Source organism: Komagataeibacter sp. NFXK3, from assembly GCF_054182245.1.
Map to the genome: position 1 here is coordinate 1 of NZ_JAPIVJ010000006.1, position 19,024 is coordinate 19,024.

At 64.8% G+C, this 19,024-nt stretch carries 19 protein-coding genes; 5 read left to right on the top strand and 14 right to left on the bottom strand.

The window, feature by feature from the left end; genetic code table 11:
* Window positions 1-336: 336 nt before the first annotated feature.
* Both OQZ28_RS08040 and hpxZ read left to right on the top strand, forming a co-directional pair.
* Complete coding sequence (locus tag OQZ28_RS08040) at window positions 337-789, top strand: hypothetical protein (protein WP_130729961.1); 453 nt, start codon at window positions 337-339, stop codon at window positions 787-789.
* A 28-nt stretch (window positions 790-817) separates the two neighbouring features.
* Complete coding sequence (gene hpxZ / locus OQZ28_RS08045) at window positions 818-1,207, top strand: oxalurate catabolism protein HpxZ (RefSeq protein ID WP_130729962.1); 390 nt, start codon at window positions 818-820, stop codon at window positions 1,205-1,207.
* A 1-nt stretch (window position 1,208) separates the two neighbouring features.
* Here the strand turns inward: hpxZ and OQZ28_RS08050 are convergent, their stop codons facing one another.
* Window positions 1,209-2,033, bottom strand: coding sequence for a hydroxyethylthiazole kinase (locus OQZ28_RS08050; RefSeq protein ID WP_458135763.1), 825 nt, complete (start codon window positions 2,031-2,033; stop codon window positions 1,209-1,211).
* A 168-nt stretch (window positions 2,034-2,201) separates the two neighbouring features.
* Between OQZ28_RS08050 and OQZ28_RS08055 the strand changes: the two genes are divergently transcribed.
* Window positions 2,202-2,699 carry a hypothetical protein gene (locus tag OQZ28_RS08055; protein ID WP_458135764.1) on the top strand — a complete coding sequence of 166 codons (498 nt, stop codon included), beginning with the start codon at window positions 2,202-2,204 and terminating at the stop codon, window positions 2,697-2,699.
* A gap of 39 nt (window positions 2,700-2,738) precedes the next feature.
* On the opposite strand, the gene OQZ28_RS08060 is transcribed toward OQZ28_RS08055, so the two are convergent.
* Window positions 2,739-4,439 (bottom strand): thiamine pyrophosphate-binding protein, encoded by a 1,701-nt coding sequence (locus OQZ28_RS08060; RefSeq protein WP_458135765.1) that lies wholly within the window; start codon window positions 4,437-4,439, stop codon window positions 2,739-2,741.
* Window positions 4,440-4,758: 319 nt separating this feature from the next.
* Here OQZ28_RS08060 and OQZ28_RS08065 point away from each other — a divergent pair, with 319 nt between their 5' ends.
* The gene (locus tag OQZ28_RS08065; protein WP_130729966.1) at window positions 4,759-5,217 is read left to right on the top strand and encodes a hypothetical protein; all 459 of its coding nucleotides are present in this window, start codon (window positions 4,759-4,761) and stop codon (window positions 5,215-5,217) included.
* 119 nt (window positions 5,218-5,336) lie between these two features.
* Here the strand turns inward: OQZ28_RS08065 and glk are convergent, their stop codons facing one another.
* The 3 genes from glk to OQZ28_RS08080 form a co-directional block, all read right to left on the bottom strand.
* The gene (glk, locus tag OQZ28_RS08070; protein WP_458135766.1) at window positions 5,337-6,311 is read right to left on the bottom strand and encodes a glucokinase; all 975 of its coding nucleotides are present in this window, start codon (window positions 6,309-6,311) and stop codon (window positions 5,337-5,339) included.
* Window positions 6,312-6,566: 255 nt separating this feature from the next.
* Entirely contained in the window at window positions 6,567-7,364 is a 798-nt protein-coding gene (locus tag OQZ28_RS08075; protein ID WP_458135767.1) for an SDR family NAD(P)-dependent oxidoreductase, read from the bottom strand.
* The gene (locus tag OQZ28_RS08080; protein ID WP_458135768.1) at window positions 7,361-7,522 is read right to left on the bottom strand and encodes a hypothetical protein; all 162 of its coding nucleotides are present in this window, start codon (window positions 7,520-7,522) and stop codon (window positions 7,361-7,363) included. The genes OQZ28_RS08075 and OQZ28_RS08080 overlap by 4 nt, the downstream gene beginning before the upstream one ends.
* Between OQZ28_RS08080 and OQZ28_RS08085 the strand changes: the two genes are divergently transcribed.
* The gene (locus OQZ28_RS08085) at window positions 7,521-8,681 is read left to right on the top strand and encodes a hypothetical protein (protein ID WP_458135769.1); all 1,161 of its coding nucleotides are present in this window, start codon (window positions 7,521-7,523) and stop codon (window positions 8,679-8,681) included. The two genes, OQZ28_RS08080 and OQZ28_RS08085, sit on opposite strands and share 2 nt — an antisense overlap.
* Before the next feature lie 254 nt (window positions 8,682-8,935).
* Here the strand turns inward: OQZ28_RS08085 and thiL are convergent, their stop codons facing one another.
* The 9 genes from thiL to OQZ28_RS08130 all read right to left on the bottom strand — a co-directional run bounded on the left by thiL (window position 8,936) and on the right by OQZ28_RS08130 (window position 18,977).
* Window positions 8,936-9,922 carry a thiamine-phosphate kinase gene (gene thiL, locus OQZ28_RS08090; RefSeq protein ID WP_458135770.1) on the bottom strand — a complete coding sequence of 329 codons (987 nt, stop codon included), beginning with the start codon at window positions 9,920-9,922 and terminating at the stop codon, window positions 8,936-8,938.
* Window positions 9,923-9,943: 21 nt separating this feature from the next.
* Complete coding sequence (gene nusB, locus OQZ28_RS08095; RefSeq protein WP_130729971.1) at window positions 9,944-10,489, bottom strand: transcription antitermination factor NusB; 546 nt, start codon at window positions 10,487-10,489, stop codon at window positions 9,944-9,946.
* 72 nt (window positions 10,490-10,561) lie between these two features.
* Window positions 10,562-11,068: a transcriptional regulator NrdR gene (gene nrdR / locus OQZ28_RS08100; RefSeq protein WP_130729972.1), complete on the bottom strand. Its 507-nt coding sequence runs from the start codon at window positions 11,066-11,068 to the stop codon at window positions 10,562-10,564.
* Window positions 11,069-11,115: 47 nt separating this feature from the next.
* Complete coding sequence (gene recQ / locus OQZ28_RS08105; RefSeq protein ID WP_458135771.1) at window positions 11,116-12,948, bottom strand: DNA helicase RecQ; 1,833 nt, start codon at window positions 12,946-12,948, stop codon at window positions 11,116-11,118.
* 23 nt (window positions 12,949-12,971) lie between these two features.
* Window positions 12,972-13,346 carry an OmpA family protein gene (locus OQZ28_RS08110; RefSeq protein WP_130729974.1) on the bottom strand — a complete coding sequence of 125 codons (375 nt, stop codon included), beginning with the start codon at window positions 13,344-13,346 and terminating at the stop codon, window positions 12,972-12,974.
* 134 nt (window positions 13,347-13,480) lie between these two features.
* On the bottom strand, window positions 13,481-15,178 hold the full coding sequence (cydC, locus tag OQZ28_RS08115) for a thiol reductant ABC exporter subunit CydC (RefSeq protein ID WP_458135772.1): 1,698 nt from the start codon (window positions 15,176-15,178) through the stop codon (window positions 13,481-13,483).
* The gene (gene cydD / locus OQZ28_RS08120) at window positions 15,175-16,890 is read right to left on the bottom strand and encodes a thiol reductant ABC exporter subunit CydD (protein ID WP_458135773.1); all 1,716 of its coding nucleotides are present in this window, start codon (window positions 16,888-16,890) and stop codon (window positions 15,175-15,177) included. Before cydD ends, cydC begins: the two co-directional genes overlap by 4 nt.
* A 98-nt stretch (window positions 16,891-16,988) precedes the next feature.
* Window positions 16,989-18,794, bottom strand: a complete 1,806-nt coding sequence (locus tag OQZ28_RS08125; RefSeq protein ID WP_458135774.1) for a sensor histidine kinase — start codon at window positions 18,792-18,794, stop codon at window positions 16,989-16,991.
* Window positions 18,795-18,977, bottom strand: a complete 183-nt coding sequence (locus OQZ28_RS08130) for a hypothetical protein (protein WP_061272675.1) — start codon at window positions 18,975-18,977, stop codon at window positions 18,795-18,797.
* Between the last annotated feature and the right edge of the window lie 47 nt (window positions 18,978-19,024).

Genomic DNA, 19,024 nt, shown 5'->3' on the forward strand with positions numbered 1-19,024 from the left:
GAACCCTCAACCCAACAGGGCCGAGTAACCTAGCAAATCCACCAAAGAAGCTCAAGAAGTTTCCTCAGCGCCGCCGGTGATTGGGGATATAGGACCCTCATCACATACCGTCAATCAGAAAATCGCAGCAGAAGTGAAAAAACTTGTTTCGGCATCCGGGAATACACCCAGAAAATGGCACCAGACTGCGGATTACGAGCCATGAAAAAACAACCGACAAAAAGGGGCTTCCCCCATTCAGGGCATAAATCCTATCCATTTAAGGCAGGCGCAAAGTGACATGTTTTGAGACATACCGCCTCAATCAGTGTCATTCATTGCAAAAAGCAGGGTCTCATGACGAATCAGTCCCCCAAATCTTCTCTCGTGAGCGAGGTCAATGAGCGCGTTGCCGTGCGCATGACCATCATATTCGGCAGCATCTGGTGCGTTTATGGCTTTCTGGTTTTTTCGCTCATTCCGCTGGCAGCCCCCGCATGGCAGAACACGCTGCTCTATATAAGCAACTGCATCCAGCTTGTGGCCCTGCCTGCACTGATGGTGGGCAACGCGGTTCTGAGCCGTGGAGCAGACCAGCGCGCGGCGGAAGACCACGCGGCGCTGATGGAAATTCTCAATGACGTGCGTGACGAGGTGACCGAGCTGAAAACGGTCATCAATGATCTGACCCGCAAAACGGATGAGGTGGCCCATCGGCCGCCGTCGGAAGTGGTGTCGATTTCCGATGAGGCTGTTATCAACGTGACGGATGAGGCGCCGCATACCACTCCGCCTGCTCCGGCATCCTGACCAGTCACATCTATTAAGGGAAAACCGTATGCCACCGGAACTGAACCGCCATGAAATCGTAGCGGAGCTGACCGCCATGTCCGACCGCTACGAGCGTGCGTTGGGTGAAAACGACATCCCCGAACTCGATGCCCTGTTCTATCACGGGCCTGAAACGGTGCGGTATGGCGTGGGCGAGACGCTTTATGGGTATGACGAAATCGCAGCCTTCCGTCGCAACCGCACGGGTGGCTCGCCACCACGCGACGTACTGCGCCGGCACATTACCGCCATTGGCGCGGACCTGGGCACGGTTGACCTGGAATTCCGCCGCCACGGCAGCGAACGCATCGGGCGGCAGAGCCAGACATGGGTGCGCATGCCCGATGGCTGGAAGATCATCGCGGCGCACGTTTCCCTCATGGCGGATATTTCCTGATTTAATCGTCTGCCACGCCCTGAAGCTGCGCCAGGGCATCGACAAACCCCGTGGCGAAGGAGGCCGGCCCCTGCGCTGGCCCGGCTGCTTTTTCAGCCGCGCGGGCATACAGGGCATGCACGGCTGCAACCGTTATCAGCCGCTCATCCGGCCGGGGCGTTACCGCAAGCCCTGCTGCAATCAGGCCGCCGAGGGCGCAGCCTGCGCCGGTTACGGTTGTCAACCAACGATGCCCGCCTGGTATGATGATCTGCGCGCCATCAGGGGAAAGGACATGATCCTCCGGCCCGCTGATGGCCACGATCGCGCCCAGTCTGCGCGCAAGCTCCTGCCCCAGCGGCACGGCCTGCGCGATCGAGGCCGTTGTTTCCACCCCGCGCGCGGTGGCAGCGCCACCTGCCAGGGCCATGACCTCGCTGGCATTGCCACGAATGACAGTGGGCCTGCGCGCCGCCATGGTGCGAATGATATCATCATATTCCGCAACACCCGCCCCCATGGCGACGGGATCGAGCACCCATGGCACGCCTGCCGCATTGGCGGCATCGATTGCCGCGAGCATGTCGTGCCCTGTCGTATTAATCAGCCCCGCCGCGTTCACCCATAGCCCACCGGCATGCGCCCCAAACCCAGCGGGCCAGCCGGGCGCCGCCCCGATGGCGGGGGCGGCACCTGCCGCAAGCAGCACGTTGGCGCTCAGGGTGGCTGCGACATAATTCGTCAGCCCATAAACAAAAGGTGCCTGCGTGCGAATGCGCCGCAGGACGGGACCACAATCGGGACTGTCATGCTGCATGCGGCGCGGGGCACATGTTACAGGATGCATCGGTATGTTTCCTTCCCTTCCTGTCATGCAGGCAGAGGGCATGAAACAGACAGGGGTTGCCTTTTGATGATAATCAACTGAAAAACAAAGGACGAAGCCGGTCAACCATGCCGGAGCCCAGTGACGACCTTCATGCTCCCAGCCAGCCTATCGTAACAGGAACATATCGTGCGCCCAGTTCTTCTTTCCGCCCCTGTCCTTCTTGCAGCAGGACTACTGGCCGCCCCCTCCGCCCGGGCGGCTGACGCGCTGGGCCAGCCAACGGCTTCGCTCTGCTTTCGCCTGCATGACGCGGCCCTTGCCGGCGGTTATTCATGGGGCAAGGGGCGGCTTTATTTTGACGGCCATTCCTACCCGGTCAAGATCACGGGCGGTGGCGCCGTGGGAATCGGCTACAGCACGCTACGGGGCGAAGGAAAGGTCTATAACCTTGCCCGCCTGTCCGACATCAACGGCACGTACTGGTCGGTGCGGGCCGAAGGCACGATTGGCCGGGGCCGCAACGTGACGGTGCTTGATAACAACCACGGCGTTGACATCAAGGCGAGCATGCGCACGAGCGGGGCGCATCTGGCGGCTGCCGTCATGCGCCTGACCCTGAAGGTCAATCCCGGTGGCGAGCGGGCCGAGGCCATGCCCGCGGCCTGCAGCTTCCCCATCCGCTAGATGTTTTGGGGCGCCTTTTTTCAAAGGCGCCCCAATCCGCTAGAGCGTACTGATCACGATCTCGACGAGGTTGGGCCGCCCCGATGCCATCGCGGCCTCAATGGCCGGGGCAATATCGGCAGCCCGCGTGATCTGCCGGGCCTCCAGCCCGTATGAAGTCGCCATCGCCTGATAATCAATGGGCGGATCGCACAGATCCATCGCCAGGAAATTCCCCTGCCGGGCCGAGACATAATGCGTCTGCCCGCGCATGAAGCCCTTGAGCACGTTATATTCGCGGTTGTTCATCACAACGAATGTCACGGGCAGTTGCTCATGCGCTGCGGTCCAGATCGCCTGCGGGGAATAAAGGGCCGCGCCATCGCCCACCAGGCAGACCACAGGCTCGCGCCCTAGCCCGAGCGAGGCCCCGACCGCAGCCGGCATGCCCCAGCCCAGCGCGCCACCGCGCAGGAAGGAATACTGCGCTGCCCAGTCGCTGTTGAGGAACATGCGCGTATAGGACGACGTGGCGATCGCCTCATCCACAATGGCAACCTGTGACCCAATGGCGCGCACGGCCTCGTGGGCGGCAACGCATGGGGCAATGACCGCATCATCCTGGTGGGCCGCCACCAGCGCCTCGGCCTCGAGGCGCCTGTGGGCACGGGCGGCCACGACTTTTTCACGGGCGGCGACATGGGCTTTGCGGCGCGGTTCGGTCTCGTGCTGCAACAGCGGCAGCAGCACATCGAGCGAGGCGCGGATATTGCCCACGAGGGAGAGCGGCGTCTGGAACGTGCGGCCAAGGTCACGCGCATCGGCCGAGACCTGATAGACCGCGCAGCCCGGCGGCACGGGTGAGCCCTCGGAATAGAGGATGGTGATGAGCGACTTGCCGCCCAGCGCGAAGATCGCATCATAATCCGCAAGGCGGGTGGCGATATCGGTAGCGCGCGTGGGCATGTTGCCTGCCCAGAGCGGGCACGACGTGGCGAACGGAATGCGCGAGGGCCATGACGCGCCATAAACCGGCGCGCCCAGCATGTCGGCCACGGCGGCGACCTGTGCCGCGGCATCCGCCCCATGCACCTCATCGCCCGCGATGATGGCCAGCCGCCCCGGCGCAATGCCCGCCAGCGCGCGGGCCAGTTCGGGCAGGCCGCCTGCTATGGCCTCGCGGTTGATGACAGAGGGGCTGCCAATGTCGATATCGCTGGCCTCCTCCATCACATCCATGGGCAGCGACAGGAAAACCGGCCCCGACGGCGCTGCCATCGAATCGTTGAAGGCCCGGCGCACCAGCACGGGCAACTGGTCGGCATGCAGCACTTCCTGCGCCCATTTCACGGCCGGGGTGGCGATGCTGACCAGATCGCCAAACAGCAGCGGGTCGGAAATGGTATGCCGCGAATCCTGCTGACCCGCCGTCACCACCAGCGGTGTCTGCGATACGCTGGCATTGAGCAGGTTGCCCATGCCATGCCCCAGCCCGCCCGCCGTGTGCAGGTTGAGAAAGCCGGGGCGGCCTGCCGCCTGCGCATAGCCATCGGCCATGGCCACCACGCTCGCCTCCTGCAGGGCCAGGATGTATTTCAGGTCCGGGCGGCGCTGCAGGGCATCGATCAGGGGGAGTTCCGTCGTGCCGGGATTGCCAAAGATATAGCGGACCCCTTCACTTTCCAGAATTTCCAGAAGGATGTCGGCGCCGCGCCGCCCGCCTGTTCCCCTTGCCGCGACCTCAAGCGGTGTAATGGCCATGCTGTTCCCTGCCTGCTTTGAAGGTGTGGGTCATGGCAACACGTTTTGGGGTGCGGGTCCAGCAGCAGCGGGGGAAGCTGGCGTCAATTTTTATCTTGATAATGATAGTGATTATCATTATCAAGAATGCAACCCGTGGGTCACCCGACAGAATCCCAACCGTCGATTTCCCAACCCTTCCCACGGAAACTTGCGGCATCACCTGCACTAGGGTGATGCCGTTTTTTATGGGAAGGCGGCACCGGCATACATCATGTGATTGACCACCCGCCGCAACGCGAAGATGATACACCCTTACGCGATCATGAAAGTACGCCCCTTGCCTGCCGACAGTCCCGCGCCCCTGACTGCCCAGACAACCGCCCATGGCACGCAGGCGGATCATGACCCGGCACTTCCCCCCCTTATCGAGACCCTGCGCCATGATGGCATCATTACCGCCCGCCAGGTCGCGGCGGCTCGGTTCTGGGCCACGGATTACCGCATTGGCGTGATGGGGCTTGAAGACCCGCTGTTTGACCGGACATCGCTCGGCTTGTCGCGCCGCCCGCTCAACGGGCGGAGCGGATCGATCAACCGGTACCGGCATATCCATGACATCATCGGAACGCGTTACGAGCGCGTGCTCATCGCCGCCATGATCGATCACCGCCCCCTGCCAGAACTCGCCCGCCATGCCCGCCATGATCCCAAGCACATGGGGCAGGTTCTCGCCCTGCTGCTTGATTTCCTGACCCGGCATTACGATGCCATGCCCGGCCATCTGTGGCGCGGCTGAAGCTGGTGGCAGCGCGGGCTTCAGCCAATCCCTAAAAAAAATGCCGCCCTTTTTGCAAAGAGGCGGCATCGGGATGCTTTTATTCTTTTTTATCAGTCAGCCATTGTTCAAACCGGCTTTCAGTCCTGACGGTAAGCCTCGGCAAAGGCCGCGGCTGCACCCAGCAGGCCGGGCTGCGGGTAGGTGATCAGCTTCACCGGCATTTCCGACATCATGCCCTCGAACCGGCCCTTCGCCACGAAGCGTTCGGCAAAGCCGGAATTGGGCAGGTGCTTGGCCAACCGCAGCCCGAGGCCGCCTGCAATCACCACCGCACTGCCGCCCTGCGCCAGCGCAAGGTCGCCCGCCACGGTGCCCAGGCTGAGGCAGAACCGCTCGAGGGCCGCCGCCGCCACGGGGTCAGAGCCTTCCAGCGCCATGGTCCACAGGGCCTTGTCATCACGCGCCTTGACCGAGAGTTCGCCCATCTCGGCAATCGCCTCATACAGGTTCAGCAGGCCCGGCCCGGACACCACGCGCTCGACCGACACGCGGCGGTAACGGCGACGCAGCACGGTCAGGATCCGGTCTTCCAACTGGTCGAGCGGCGAGAAGTCGATATGCCCGCCCTCGGTCTCGCACACGAAGTAACCATTCTTGCGCCGCACGATGTAAGCCGAGCCCAACCCCGTGCCCGGCCCCACCACTGTGGTCACACCCTGCTCGGGCAGCGGAACGTCAGGCCCGCAGATATGCTGGAGGCTATCCGCCCCCACCTGCGCCACGGCATGGGCCACGGCGCCGAAGTCATTGACCAGGATCAGTTCATCCACCCCCAGCTTGACCGGCAGCCACGCGGGCTGGATCACCCACGGGTTGTTGGTCAGCTTGAGGATATCGCCCTTGATCGGGCATGCCACGGCAATGCCGGCCGCCTTGGGCAGCGGGCGGTTGACCACGCGCGCGAAGGCTTCCCATGCCAGCTGCAGGCTGGCGTGGTCGGCGCATTTCAGGGTCGTGGCCTCTCCCAGCGTGACGACACGCCCCTGGTCCACCTGGGCAATGGCGAACCGCGCATGGGTTCCGCCAATGTCAACTGCTACGATCTCTTTCATGTCCGGTCACGCTCCGTGGCCATACGGCAGCTTGCTGCCCGCATCATTGTAATAAAAATAGCCTGCAAGTGTGCCCGCCCTCGGCATTGCATGCAACAGGCGGATGAATTGAGGCTTCGCAGGCCCGTGGATTCACATCTCAGGCCTGAAAAGAGACCAGCCGGGTCGGCATTTCATTGATCGAGGTCACAAAATGGCCATAATCGCCGCGATCAGGACTAAAATACATTTTATAACCCCCGCGCATGGGCGCAATCAGTCCGTCTGGTCCGCCCTGATGGCGGCAAGGATGCGCCGCTTGAGCGGCCACGGCACCAATGTGTCGATCAGCCGCAGCACCGAGAATACGAACGGAAAGACCAGATGCGGCTGGTTACGCGCCACCGCGCGCGCAATGCGGCGGGCAGCAGAGGGCGCGCCCTGCAGGAAGGGCTTGGCCCCCACCACGCGGCGGCTCATGGGCGTATCGACAAACCCCGGCGAGACCAGCGTTACCCCGATGCCCAAGGGGGCGAGGGCCATCTGCTGGGCCTCGGCAAAGCGCTTGAGCCCAGCCTTGGAGCCGGAATAGGCCGCCGCAAACGGCAGCGCATGAAAGGCCGCGACCGAACTGAGCATGACAATATGCCCCCGCCCGCGCGGCACCATGCATTCCGCCGCCGCCGCCGCCATGGCGGAAGGGGTGGCGTAATTGACCAGCCCCAGCCGCAGCACGTCCTCCGCCTTTTCCACCACCTCATCGCTGCGGCGCATGTCACCCAGTCCGGCAGCGAGGATGGCGATGCCGATGGGGTGGGCCGCATCATCGGCGCGCAGGGCCGCGATGGCGGCCGCCCCATCCGCCAAGTCAAGCACGCGGGTCTCGACCGCCACGCCGCAACCACGCGCGCGCGTGGCGACCGCCTCAAGCCGCCCCGCGTCGCGCCCCCACAGCACAAGCGGCCGCCCCTGAGCTGCATAGAGCCATGCCAGTTCCGCTCCTATCCCGCTCGAGGCCCCCGTAATCAGCACATATCGGCCTTCATCCGTGCGTGATGCAGAGCTTACTGTCATTGTCCATCTTCCTTTTCAGGGTCCATCTGTGCCATGAGCACAACAACAGGACGGACCACCGAATCATTTCTTTCAACCCATGCCTGCATAGCCTGCCCCGTTTCGCCACGGAATGAAGGTCGATGCCGGTAATGTTCAGGATGCAACGAACCGGTCATGAACGAAACCGATCGTCTTACTATCATACCCGTTTCCGGCTTTCGTCAGATGACCACCTTCATCCAGTTGCCCCGCCACCTCTATGCGGGGCTGCCGGGTTATGTGCCCCCGCTCGACCTGACCCAGCGCGACCTGCTCACCCCGCGCAAGAACTCCTTTTTCCGCAACGGGCGGGCGCAGTATTTCCTGGCCATGCGCGGCAGGCGGCCCGTGGGCCGCATCTCGGCGCAGATCGACCCCATCTCGATGGAACATTATGGCGAGCCGATCGGCTTTTTTGGCGCGCTCGATGCGATTGACGACCTTGAAGTGGTTTCCGCCCTGCTCGATGCCGCCGGCACCTGGCTGCGCCAGCGCGGCATGAAGACCATGCGCGGCCCCCAGACGCTGGACAGCAGTGGCGAGTTCGGGATGATGCTCGAAGGCCACCACGCGCTGCCCATGGTGGCCATGCCGTGGCACCCCAAATGGCTGCCCGGCATGATGGAGGCCTGCGGCTGCACCAAGGTGCGCGACCTCGTGGCCTACCAGATGCACACTGGCCCCGATGCGGAGGAAGCCCATCTCGTGCCCGCCAGCCTGCGGCTGGGTGAAGGCAGGCTGGGCAATGTCACCACGCGCGGCCTGCGCATGGACCGCATCAAGGAAGATGGCGAGATCCTGCGCCAGCTTTACAACGATGCCTGGCGCAATAACTGGGGTTCGATCCCGCTGGCGCGCGAAGACATCGAATCCATGATCGTGGAGATGAAGCCGCTGCTCAAGCCCGAGCATTTCGTGCTGATCGAGCAGGCGGGCAAGCCGGTCTGCGTGGCGCTGGTGGTGCCCAACGTGTTCGACATCTCGGCCGACCTGAACGGCGACCCCTCGCCGCTGGGCTGGCTCAAGCTGGGCAAGCGGCTGCTGCGCCACGAGTTCCATTCCGCCCGCGTGATCCTGCTTGGCGTGAGTTCGGTGCTTGATGGCACCGCCCTTGGCGCGATCATGCCGGCCCTTGCCATTACCGAACTCATGAAGCGTGGCCGCAGCCTGCCCTACCGCACCATCGAACTGGGCTGGGTGCTGGAAACCAACACATCGATGCGCCGCCTGATCGAGCGCATCACGCCTGAGCCATGCAAGCGCTACCGGGTGTATGACCGCCCTCTGGAAGAGTAAGAGACTGTTTGAAAACAACTCATTGATAGAAAATGATAAAAGTTTCTGGGTGCCGCCTTTTTTCAAAAAGGCGGTGTTCTTTGAAGCTTTTTGAAAAAAGCTTCACCAAAAACTTCCTCTGATTCCTGAATGTTTGCCGAGCTAACTTTTCAAACGGTCTTCAAGGGAAAACAAAAGTTTTCGAGTGCTGCCCTTTTTTCAAAATGGCAGCGTTGCTTCGAGGCTTTTTGAAAAAAGCTTCACAAAAGACTTCTTTATGTTTCAGGGTTGGCGATGTGGCTCCAGCCCCGGCGGGCCAGCTTCATGTCGCGACCTTGCCCATCACGCACCTGCACGCCGCTCCCCGGCACGATCTGGCCAATACGGGTCACGGCAACGCCCACGCGGGCCGCATGGGCCAGCAGGCGGGCTTCCTGTGCGGGCGGGACGGCCAGCAGCAGTTCATAATCATCGCCGCCTGTCAGGCATTGCAGCAACCATGTGGGGCCAAGCGCGCGCACGGCAGCCGAAAGCGGTACCCGTGCAGCTTCGATCACGGCACCCACCCCGCTCTCGCGTGCCATGTGGCCCAGATCCTGCACCAGCCCGTCCGACACATCCATACCGGCCGAGGCAATGCCACCCAGTTCAAGCCCCAGCCGCGGGCGCGGCAACTGGTAGCGGCTGGCCAGGAAGCCATCGGGGTCGGGCACCTGCCCCTGCCGGGACAGCAGGCCCATGGCGCCATCGCCAATCGTGCCGGTTACCCATATGCCATCACCCGCCCGCGCGGTACTGCGCCGCAGCGCCATGCCAGGCGCCACATGCCCCAGTATGGTGAGCGAGAGCACCAGCGGGCCGGATGTTGCGGTCGTATCGCCACCGAGCAGGGTAATGGCAAACTGCTGCTGGTCCTGTGCGAGGCCCGCTGCAAAACCGGCAAACCAGGCCTCGTCACGCGCAGGCGGCATGGACACGGTCAGCAGGTAGCCCAGAGGCGTCGCATCCATGGCCGCAAGGTCGGACAGGTTGCAGCGCAGCAGCTTGCGGCCAATGGTGTGCGATGGGTCATCGGGCAGGAAATGCACGCCCTCGACCATGGCATCCGCCGCAACGACAAGCTGCCGCCCGGCAGGCGGCGTGAACACGGCAGCGTCATCGCGCAGGTCCAGTGCGCCGTTGCCGGCCAGCGGGCGGAACACACGGGCAATAAAGCCGAATTCAGCCGGCAGGCCGTTCTCCTCGGCGCGATCCGGTGCCATGGCCGCCCTCCTTACTCCGTTTCAGGAAGCCGGGCTGTCGGGTGCTTCATCAACAATTTCCTGCACCACCTCGACGGGGGCTGCGGGAGTCGGTTCGTTCACGCGGCGTGACAGGGCATCGAGCACGCCGTTGAGCATGCGCGGCTCATCACCAGCCAGGAAGCCATGGCCGATATCCATGTATTCATTGATGATGACGCGCGCGGGTGCCGGGTCAGCGGCCAGCATCTCGCCGCCTGCCGCATGCATGATGGCGCGCAGCACCGGGTCAAGGCGGCCCAGCGGCCACGATGCGGGCAGGATCTCGTGCAGCAGCGCGTCGATGCGCTCCTGCCGGGCCATCGCCCCGCGCACCACAATGCCGAACAGCCGCGCATCGGCCTCGGGCACCTGGCCTTCGGCATATTCGGACCCGGCCCCACCCAGCCGGTGGCGGTTGAACTGGTTGATGACCTGCTCCGCGCCTTCATGGCCCTGCTCGATCTGGAACAGGGCCTGCACCGCTGCCACGCGTGAAGCGGTGCGGGAACGGACCTTGGGCTGCCGGTCGCCGTCTGTCTGTGTCATGGCGCGTTACTCCTGCTGTGGCGTTGCTGCAAAATCACGGCTTCATCGCCTCTTTGGGCGGCGGGGTCCAGTTCAATCTTTGTCTTTCGGGCCGGAAGGGGGAAAGTCCTCGCTGCTCCCGCCCGGCCCTGCGGTTGAAATCGTGGCCAGAATATCAGCAAAATCCTTGGTTTCACGGAAATCCCAGTGCACGCTGGCAAAGCGGATATAGGCGACCGAATCAATTTCGCGCAGCGTTTCCATCACCAGCCGCCCGATATCGCGCGAGGGGATGTCCGTCTCCCCCATCGCCTCGAGCCTGCGCACCAGCCCGTTGACAATCCGCTCGATCCGCTCGGCATCCACCGGGCGCTTGCGCAGCGCGACCTTGACCGAGCGCGCCAGCTTGTCGCGCTCAAAGGGCACGCGCCGCGCATCGGCCTTGATCACAACCAGATCACGCAGCTGCACGCGCTCGATGGTGGTAAAGCGCTGCCCGCATGAGCCACAGATGCGCCTGCGGCGGATGGCCGCCCCATCTTCATGCGGGCGGCTGTCCTTTACCTGTGTGTCGTCATGTCCGCAAAAAGGGCAACGCATGGGCAAGCTGTTCCTGATCTGGAGGCAAAAACACGCATGGCGCGACCTCAGGCCCCGGTCTGCGCCAGCACATCGAGCACCGCCTCGCCATAGCGGGCCAGCTTCGAGCCGCCCACGCCACGGATCATGCCAAGTTCATCCAGCGTGGTCGGGCGCTCGAGGGCAATATCATGCAGCACCGCATCATGAAAAATGACATAGGGCGGAATTTCCTGCTCACGCGCCTCGCCCAGCCGCCATGCACGCAGCGCTTCGTAGCGGGTGGCGGCCTCGGGCGTGAGGTCGGCCATGGCGGGGCGCGTGCCGCCGCCAGCGCCACGCGCGGCCTTGAGGTCCTCGGTCGCGTCCTCGCGCAGCATGATCGGTTCCTCGCCCCGCAATATGGGGCGCGCGCGGCCTTCCTCAAGGGCAAGGGCGTTATATTCGCCCGTGACCCTGATGGCGCCGCGCGCAATGAGCTGGCGGATCACGCCGCGCCAGAACGGCTCGGGCCGGTCGCGGCCTATGCCGAACACGCTCAGTTTTTCATGCCCGTGCCGCGCCGTCATGTCCGATGTCTTGCCCCGCAGCACGCCCGCCACATGCACCGCGCCAAAGCGCTGGCCGGTGCGGTAGATGGCCGAGAGCACCTTCTGCGCCGCCACGGTGCCATCAAACGTGGCCACCGGGCTGCGGCAGTTGTCGCAATGGCCACAGGGCTGGTCGAGTTCCTCGCCAAAGCACGACAGCAGCGCCTGGGTGCGGCAGCCCGTGGTCTCGGTCAGGGCGATCATGGCCTCGAGCCGCGCGCTCATGATGCGTTTCTGCGCATCTGGCGCATTGGACTGCTCCAGCCAGTAGCGCGCACGGGCCATGTCATCGCCGCCATACAGCAGCACGGTTTCCGCCTGCTCGCCATCGCGCCCGGCACGACCGATCTGCTGGTAATACCCTTCGGGCGAGGACGGCATGTCCAGATGCACCACGGCGCGCACGTCGGGCCGGTCGATGCCCATGCCAAAGGCGATGGTGGCCACGATCACCACCGGCTCGCCCGAGCGGAAGCGCATCAGCGCCGCGCGTTTTTCCACTGGGGAAAGACCGGCATGGAACGGCAGCGCCGCATAGCCCTTGCCCGCCAGCGAACGCGCCACGCGCTCGGTCTTGCTGCGGCTGCCGCAATACACGATGGAGGCAGCCCCCCTGTGCCGGTCGAGGATGGCCGTCAGCTGGCGGATTTCCGATGTCTTGGGCTTGACCGCGATATCGAGGTTGGGGCGATGGAAACTGGCCTTGAGCACCGTGGCATCGGGCATGGCCAGGGCTTCAAGAATGTCGCTGCGCGTGCGCGCATCCGCCGTGGCAGTGAGCGCTATGCGCGGCACATTGGGAAAATGCTGCGGCAGGGCCGCGAGTTCGCGGTATTCGGGGCGGAATTCATGCCCCCAGGCCGAGATGCAGTGCGCCTCGTCAATGGCGATGACCGAGAGCGTGAGCCGCCCGAGCCGGTCGAGCATGCCCGGCGAGAGCAGGCGCTCGGGCGAGACGTAGAGAATGTCGAGCCGGCCTGCCATCAGGTCCGAGCGCACCCGGGCGGCGTCCTCGGGTTCCTGCTCGGAATGCAGGGCCCCTGCATTGACGCCAAGCTGCCGCAGGGCGGCAACCTGATCATCCATCAGCGCGATCAGGGGGGATATGACCAGCCCCGTGCCGGGCCGGGCAAGGGCGGGCACCTGATAGCACACGCTCTTGCCGCCGCCGGTAGGCATGAGCACCAGGCAGTCGCGCCCGGCCATGACCTCGTCAACCGCCTGCTGCTGCAGGCCACGGAAATCGGGGAAGCCGAAAACCTCGGCCAGCACCACGCGCGGGTCGCGCGTGGTGCCGTCGGGCGCTGTCATATCATGAAAAGCGGGGTCTTCGCTCAGTGTCCGCCGACCTCGATCTCGACCCGGCGCGAGGCCAGCGCACCGTCCTCGTTGTTCATCGGGCCACGCGGCTGCTGGCTGATATGGCCTGCATCCACGCCATCAACCGCAAGCTGGCGGGCCACGATCTTGGCGCGGTCGATGGCCAGCAGCTCATCAGCCGACAGGTCATGGCTGGCCGCGGCATAGCCTTCAACGCGCACCTTGGAATTGTTGGCCACCGCACGCTGGGCCGCCTGCGAGATCACGGTCTGGGCCGGGGCATCAAGCTGGGCCGAATTGGGGGTGAAGAACACGACATACTTGCCCGGATGGCCACCAGCGCATCCTGTCAGCAGACCAAGACCAAGAAGAAGGGACAGGCGACGCATGATGGAGTTACTCCCGTTTCAGATATGCATGACGGACCGCGCCCAGCCTTGAGGTGTGTCCGATCCGGTTTTCCGCTACTTCGTGCCCGCTGGGGCGGGGCACGTCAATCCTTTCAGCGGGCATGGCGGCCCCTTCATGCCGTAGCCGCCACGGTTTTACCACCCACGATACGCCATGCCTGATCCAGCTTTTCCACACCCGTCAGCCGGTGCACAATCAGAATGACCGTGCGCCCCTGCGTGACCTCATTGAGGGTAAGCAGGAATTCACGCTCGGTCTGGGCATCAAGCCCGGTGGCCGGTTCATCCAGAATCAGGATCGGCGCATGCGACAGCAGCACGCGGGCCAGCGCCAGGCGCCGCCCCTGCCCGCCTGATACACTCGCGCCCCCTTCCCCCAGCCAGCTATCCAGCCCATCGGGCAGGGCGCGGACCACATCGGCCACACGGGCCTGCTCGAGTGCTGCCCACAGCTCGGCCTCGGTGGCGTCCGGGCGGCCCAGCAGCAGGTTGGCGCGAATCGTATCGGTAAAGAGATGCGTCGCCTGGGACAGCCAGGCAATCCGCTCGCGCAGCGCCTCGTCGCGGATGGTGGCGATATCCTCGCCGCCGAGCGTAATGCGCCCCGCCTGCGGCCCCACCACCTTGAGCAGCAATGCCGCCAGCGTGGACTTGCCCGCCCCGGAAGGCCCCATGACCGCAATGCGCTGGCCTGCGGGAATGCTCAGGTCAAGATGATCGAGCACGGGCGCACGCGCCGCATCCCACCGGAAGGAAACCTGCTCGAAGCGGATATCGGTGCCATCAGGCGCAGGCTGCGTGCCTTCGGGCGGGGCATGCTCGGGCAGGTCGCCCACCGCCACCACGCGCGCGGCGGCACGAGTGATGTTGCCCGCAAGGGCGCCCGCGCGCGTCAGCCCGCCAATGCTCTCGAAGGCTGCAACCGTAAGGAACAGCACGGCGGCAGCCTGCAGCGCGGGAATGCGCGGCAGGCCCAGCCCCAGGGCCGCGGCCAGAACCGCCACAACCGCCGCCTGCCCGCACAGGTAGGAGGCAGCGCCAGCCAGGGCGAACATGCGGGCCTGCTTCATCTGCGCGCGGTAAAGGGCGGCATCGCGGTCGCGCACATGGTCGAGCATGCGCCCCTCCGCCCCGAAGGTCGCGATTTCACGCAGCCCCCCCACCATGTCGAGCACGCCCACGCGCAGCTGGGCCGCCTCATGGTTGACCAGACCTCCTTCGCGCCGCCCCAGCATGGCAGCGAACAGCGGCAGCACGAAGGCCCCGCCGGCGAACAGGGCGCACACCACCACGGCCAGCACCGTGCAGACCATGTTGATGGCAATGAACAGGAACGGCAGCACAAGGCACGCGCCCGCCAGCGGCAGGATAATGCGCAGGTAAAGCCCGTCCAGCGTCTCGACATCGGACACGAGGCGCGAGAGCAGGTCGCCCGCGCGGCGGAAGCCAAGCCCCGCCGCCGCCCCGCGCGCAAGGTGGCGGAAGAACCATACCCGCACATCGGCCAGCGCGCGGAACATGGCATCATGCGCAACCAGCCGCTCCGCATAGCGCAGGATCACCCGCGCACTGCCAAAGATGCGCAGCGCCCCGGTCGTGACCACGATCATGCCCATGGTCATGGCCGCAACGCGGATGCCTGCCTCGCGCATCAGCACAAGACCGATGATGAGCGCAAGCAGCGACAGCAGCGCGCCTGCCGTAAGCAGCGGCGCGCGCCGCTGCCAGATCTGCAGGATGCGGCCCACGGGGGCGAGCACGCCCTCGCGCTGCGCCTGACGGTTCAGTTCCCTTGTCTGTGAGGATTTCACGATACTGTCTCCCCACTGGTCACGACATGGCCCTGCGCCAGGTCGATCCGCTGGCCGTCAAACCCCGCCACCGCGCTGGAATGGGTGGCCAGGATGACGGTGCGCCGGGCGGCAAGGCGGCGCAGGCTTTCAAACACATCAGCCTCGGTATCCGGATCGAGATGCGCGGTTGGCTCGTCAAGCACCACAAGCGGCGCATCCTTGAGGAAGGCACGCGCAATCGCCACGCGCTGCGCCTGGCCGCCAGACAGGCCAAAGCCCCCCTCGCCAATAAAGGTATCGAGCCCGTTGGGCAGGCTGGCCACGAAATCCCCGGCCGCTGCGGCAGCAACTGCGGCGTCAAGCTGCGCCTGCGTTGCATCGGGGCGGGCAAACAGGATGTTCTCGCGCAGCGTGCCTGCAAACAGCACCGGCTTCTGCCCGATCCACGAGGTCATGGCCACCAGCGCTTCAGGCGCCAGCGTGGCCATGTCCACGCCGTTGAACGTAATGCGCCCGCTGGCAGGCTGGATGAAGCCGAGCAGCAGTTCGATGATGGTGGACTTGCCCGAACCCGACGCACCGCACAGCAGCAGCGTCTGGCCCGCGGGCACGCTGAAGGAAACATCATCAACGGCCATGCCACGTGCGGCGTCCCATGCGAAGCTGACATGCTCGAAGGCGACCGCGACGCCGCCCGTCATGTCGCACACCGCCTGGCCGCCCACCCGCGCGGGCGTGGCATCATCGGGCAGGATGCGCATGGCGCTCGCGGCACCGGAGGCATGCGCCCGGTCCTGATAGGCCAGGGCAAGGCTGCGGAAGGGGGCGAAGAATTCCGGCACCACCAGCACCACGAACAGCCCGCGCGCGACCTGCCCCGCCATGATGGCGGCAGGCACGCCCTGCTCATGCAGGTCCATCAGGTGGGCGCCATTGCGCAGGGCGACGAGCACAAGGGCCACGACCATGGCGCAGTCGATGGAGGCGGAAGACAGGAAGGCCACGCGCAGCACCTTCATCGTGCGCAGGCGCAGTTCCTCGGCGCTTGCGGCAAGCCTGCGGGTTTCATCCTCCGTGCGGCCCGACAGCACGATGGTGGCGATGCCGCGCACCCGGTCAAGGAAGCGGGCCTGCAGCCGGGTCATGGCCAGGAACTGGTTGCGCGAGGCCACCGCCGCCCCGATGCCGAACAGCGCCTGGCCAAACGGCACGGCAAGGCCGCACACGGCCATGATCAGCGCCGAGCCCGGCTGCACGAACGCCGCCAGCACGCCAATGACAAGCGGTGCCGCCACCCACAGCACGGAAGCGGGCAGCCAGCGGGCAAAAAATCCGTCCAGCGCCTCGATCCGGTCAACGGCCAGCGCGGTCAGCTCGCCCGTATGGTGCTGGCGCAAAAGCCCCGGCCCGCCCCGCATGATGGCCTCGATCACGCCGCCGCGCAGCCGGGCGCGGCCCTTCATGCCCGCGCGCGCGGCCAGCGTGTCCGATGCCGCCTGCAACCCCGCGCGCACCACTGCCAGCCCGACCAGCCCGGCCAGCGGCCACGCAACGACCGGCATGCCACCGGGCACCAGCACGCAGGCCAGCACGGTGGCGATGCACCACACCTGCCCCACGGCGATGGCGGATATGCCCAGACCCAGCAACACGACAGGCATGGCCTGCCTGCGTCCCAGGCGCGACTGTGCCCGGGTCCACGCCTTCATCACTGTCTTGTCATCACTCATGACCGCTCCCTATACCGAATGACACGACACAGGGACAGCCATCATGCGCCGCCATAAACTGCCCGTGAGATAACTCTGCCATGCATTTTTGCATGCATTCAGTCGGCCAGCTCGTCCTGATCGGGCTGCTTTAACGGAAAAACAAGCACATAGCGGGTGCCGTTCTCCTCAAACATCTGCAACGTGCCGCCCAGCTGCCGCGCAAAGCCGCGGATGAGCTGCATGCCGATCCCGCTGCGCCCGTCTTCCGCGCCCGTAAGGTTGCGGCCCGCCGCCATGCCCACGCCGTTATCGGCAATCCACAGGCACGCCCGCCCGCCATCAAGCGCGCGCAGGCCCACTTCAAGCGTGCCGTGCAACTGGTCGGGAAAGGCATATTTGATGGTGTTGCTGACCGCCTCGGTCACGATCAGGGCCAGCGGCACGGCCTGGTCGGGCACCATGAGCAGGTCATCGACGCGGATATCGAGCGTGATGCGGCCTTCATCGGATTCACCGATGGCGTGCATGATCTGACCACACAGTTCGCGCACGAAGCTCTGCATGTTCAGGCTGTACAGTTCGCCATCGGCATAAAGGTAGCGATGCAGGGTTGCCAGCGCGCGCACGCGGTCGCGCGCCTGGGCAAATTCCTCGCGCGCGCCGGGCTGGCGGATGCGGCCCGCCTGCAGGTTGAGCAGCGAGGCCACGATCTGCAGGTTGTTCTTGACGCGATGGTGCATTTCCTTGAGCAGCAGCTCCTGACGCACCTGCGCGCGCTCGAGGCGCTTCTCATGCCGCGCCAGCCTGCGCGTGGCCTTGCTGAAGGCATGCGCAAGCTGCCTGACCTCAAGCGGCATGGCCCAGTTCGAGCGCACGTCATACACGCCCCCAAGCTGCCACTGGTTGACCGAGGCCGTAAGCTGGCGCAGCGGCGTTATGACCAGCACGTCAGCACTTTTCGAAGCCCCCAGAAGCCCCACGAGCAGCAGCACCCCGCTGGTGACCAGCGAGATGGCGAACATGACCACCGCATGCCGCTCGCTGGCGTTGCGCCGAGTCATGGTGAGCACATACACGCCGCCCTGCACCCGCCCGATGGAATACGAGCCCTCCGGCAGGGTGATGTGGTCGTGCTCCACGCCATGCGTAACCTCGAAGCGCGCCCACTGCATGATCCGCGCCGGGGGGTGGTCGCGCCAGTTGCAATCCGCGCACAGCGGGGCCGTGGCGCGGGCGTGGCTGTCCATGACCCAGATTTCGATCGGGCCGTTCTGCTGCATCAGATCAAGCCGGGGGTCGCTGCTCTGGAGCATGGCGCTGCGCCATGACAGCGGCATGATGGCCGTAAGGTAGCCCGAGCGCGCGGGCCTGCCCGCATCATCGCCAATCATCGCCGCAACCGTGATGCGGAAATGATCGGGCACGCCAGTCAGCGCATCGGGTATGGCCACGAGCTTCACATCACCCTGAAAGCGCGGCATCTCGTCAATGGTCAGGGATGTCGCGTCATGATCGGGGCCGACGGCGGCGGCGATATTGCCCCGGTCATCGGCCAGCGCGATCTGGCTGTAATGCCGCCCGGTCAGTGACTCGACAAGCTGGAGCATGCGCGCAAGCCCGCCACTGTCGAGCCGCATGCGCGCCACCGCCTGCAGAAGAGATGCGACATGCTCGGATTCATGATGCAGTTCAAGGTCGATGCGCGCCACGGCCATGTCCGTGCGGTAGCCCGGGGCCTCGAGCGTATTACGATAGCTGTGCCACGCCTGCACGGCCCCGATCAGGGCGATGGGCATGGCCGCGAGCAGGATGATCGCCATCATCCGGCCACGGACGGCGTCGAACACGCGCCCGACCCGCGTAAACAGGCTGCGATGGCGCCCCTGCCTGCCGCCCCGACCGGAGGAAGGTGGAACGGACATCTATTTTGTCCGCTTCCGGTCTTCCTCAATAAGACGCAGCAGCTCCTCGGGAACAGGCTCTTTGGTCACATCATCGAACAACTGGTGCAGCCCTCGCCTCAGCCATAGCTCGAACGCATCATCCGATCTGCTTGTGGACTTCTTTCCTGGTTGCCTGGGAGGACACTTGTCCTTCAGAGCCATCGCATTATCCCGAAGTAAATTCCCACTTCACACAACCCCTGCCTGTA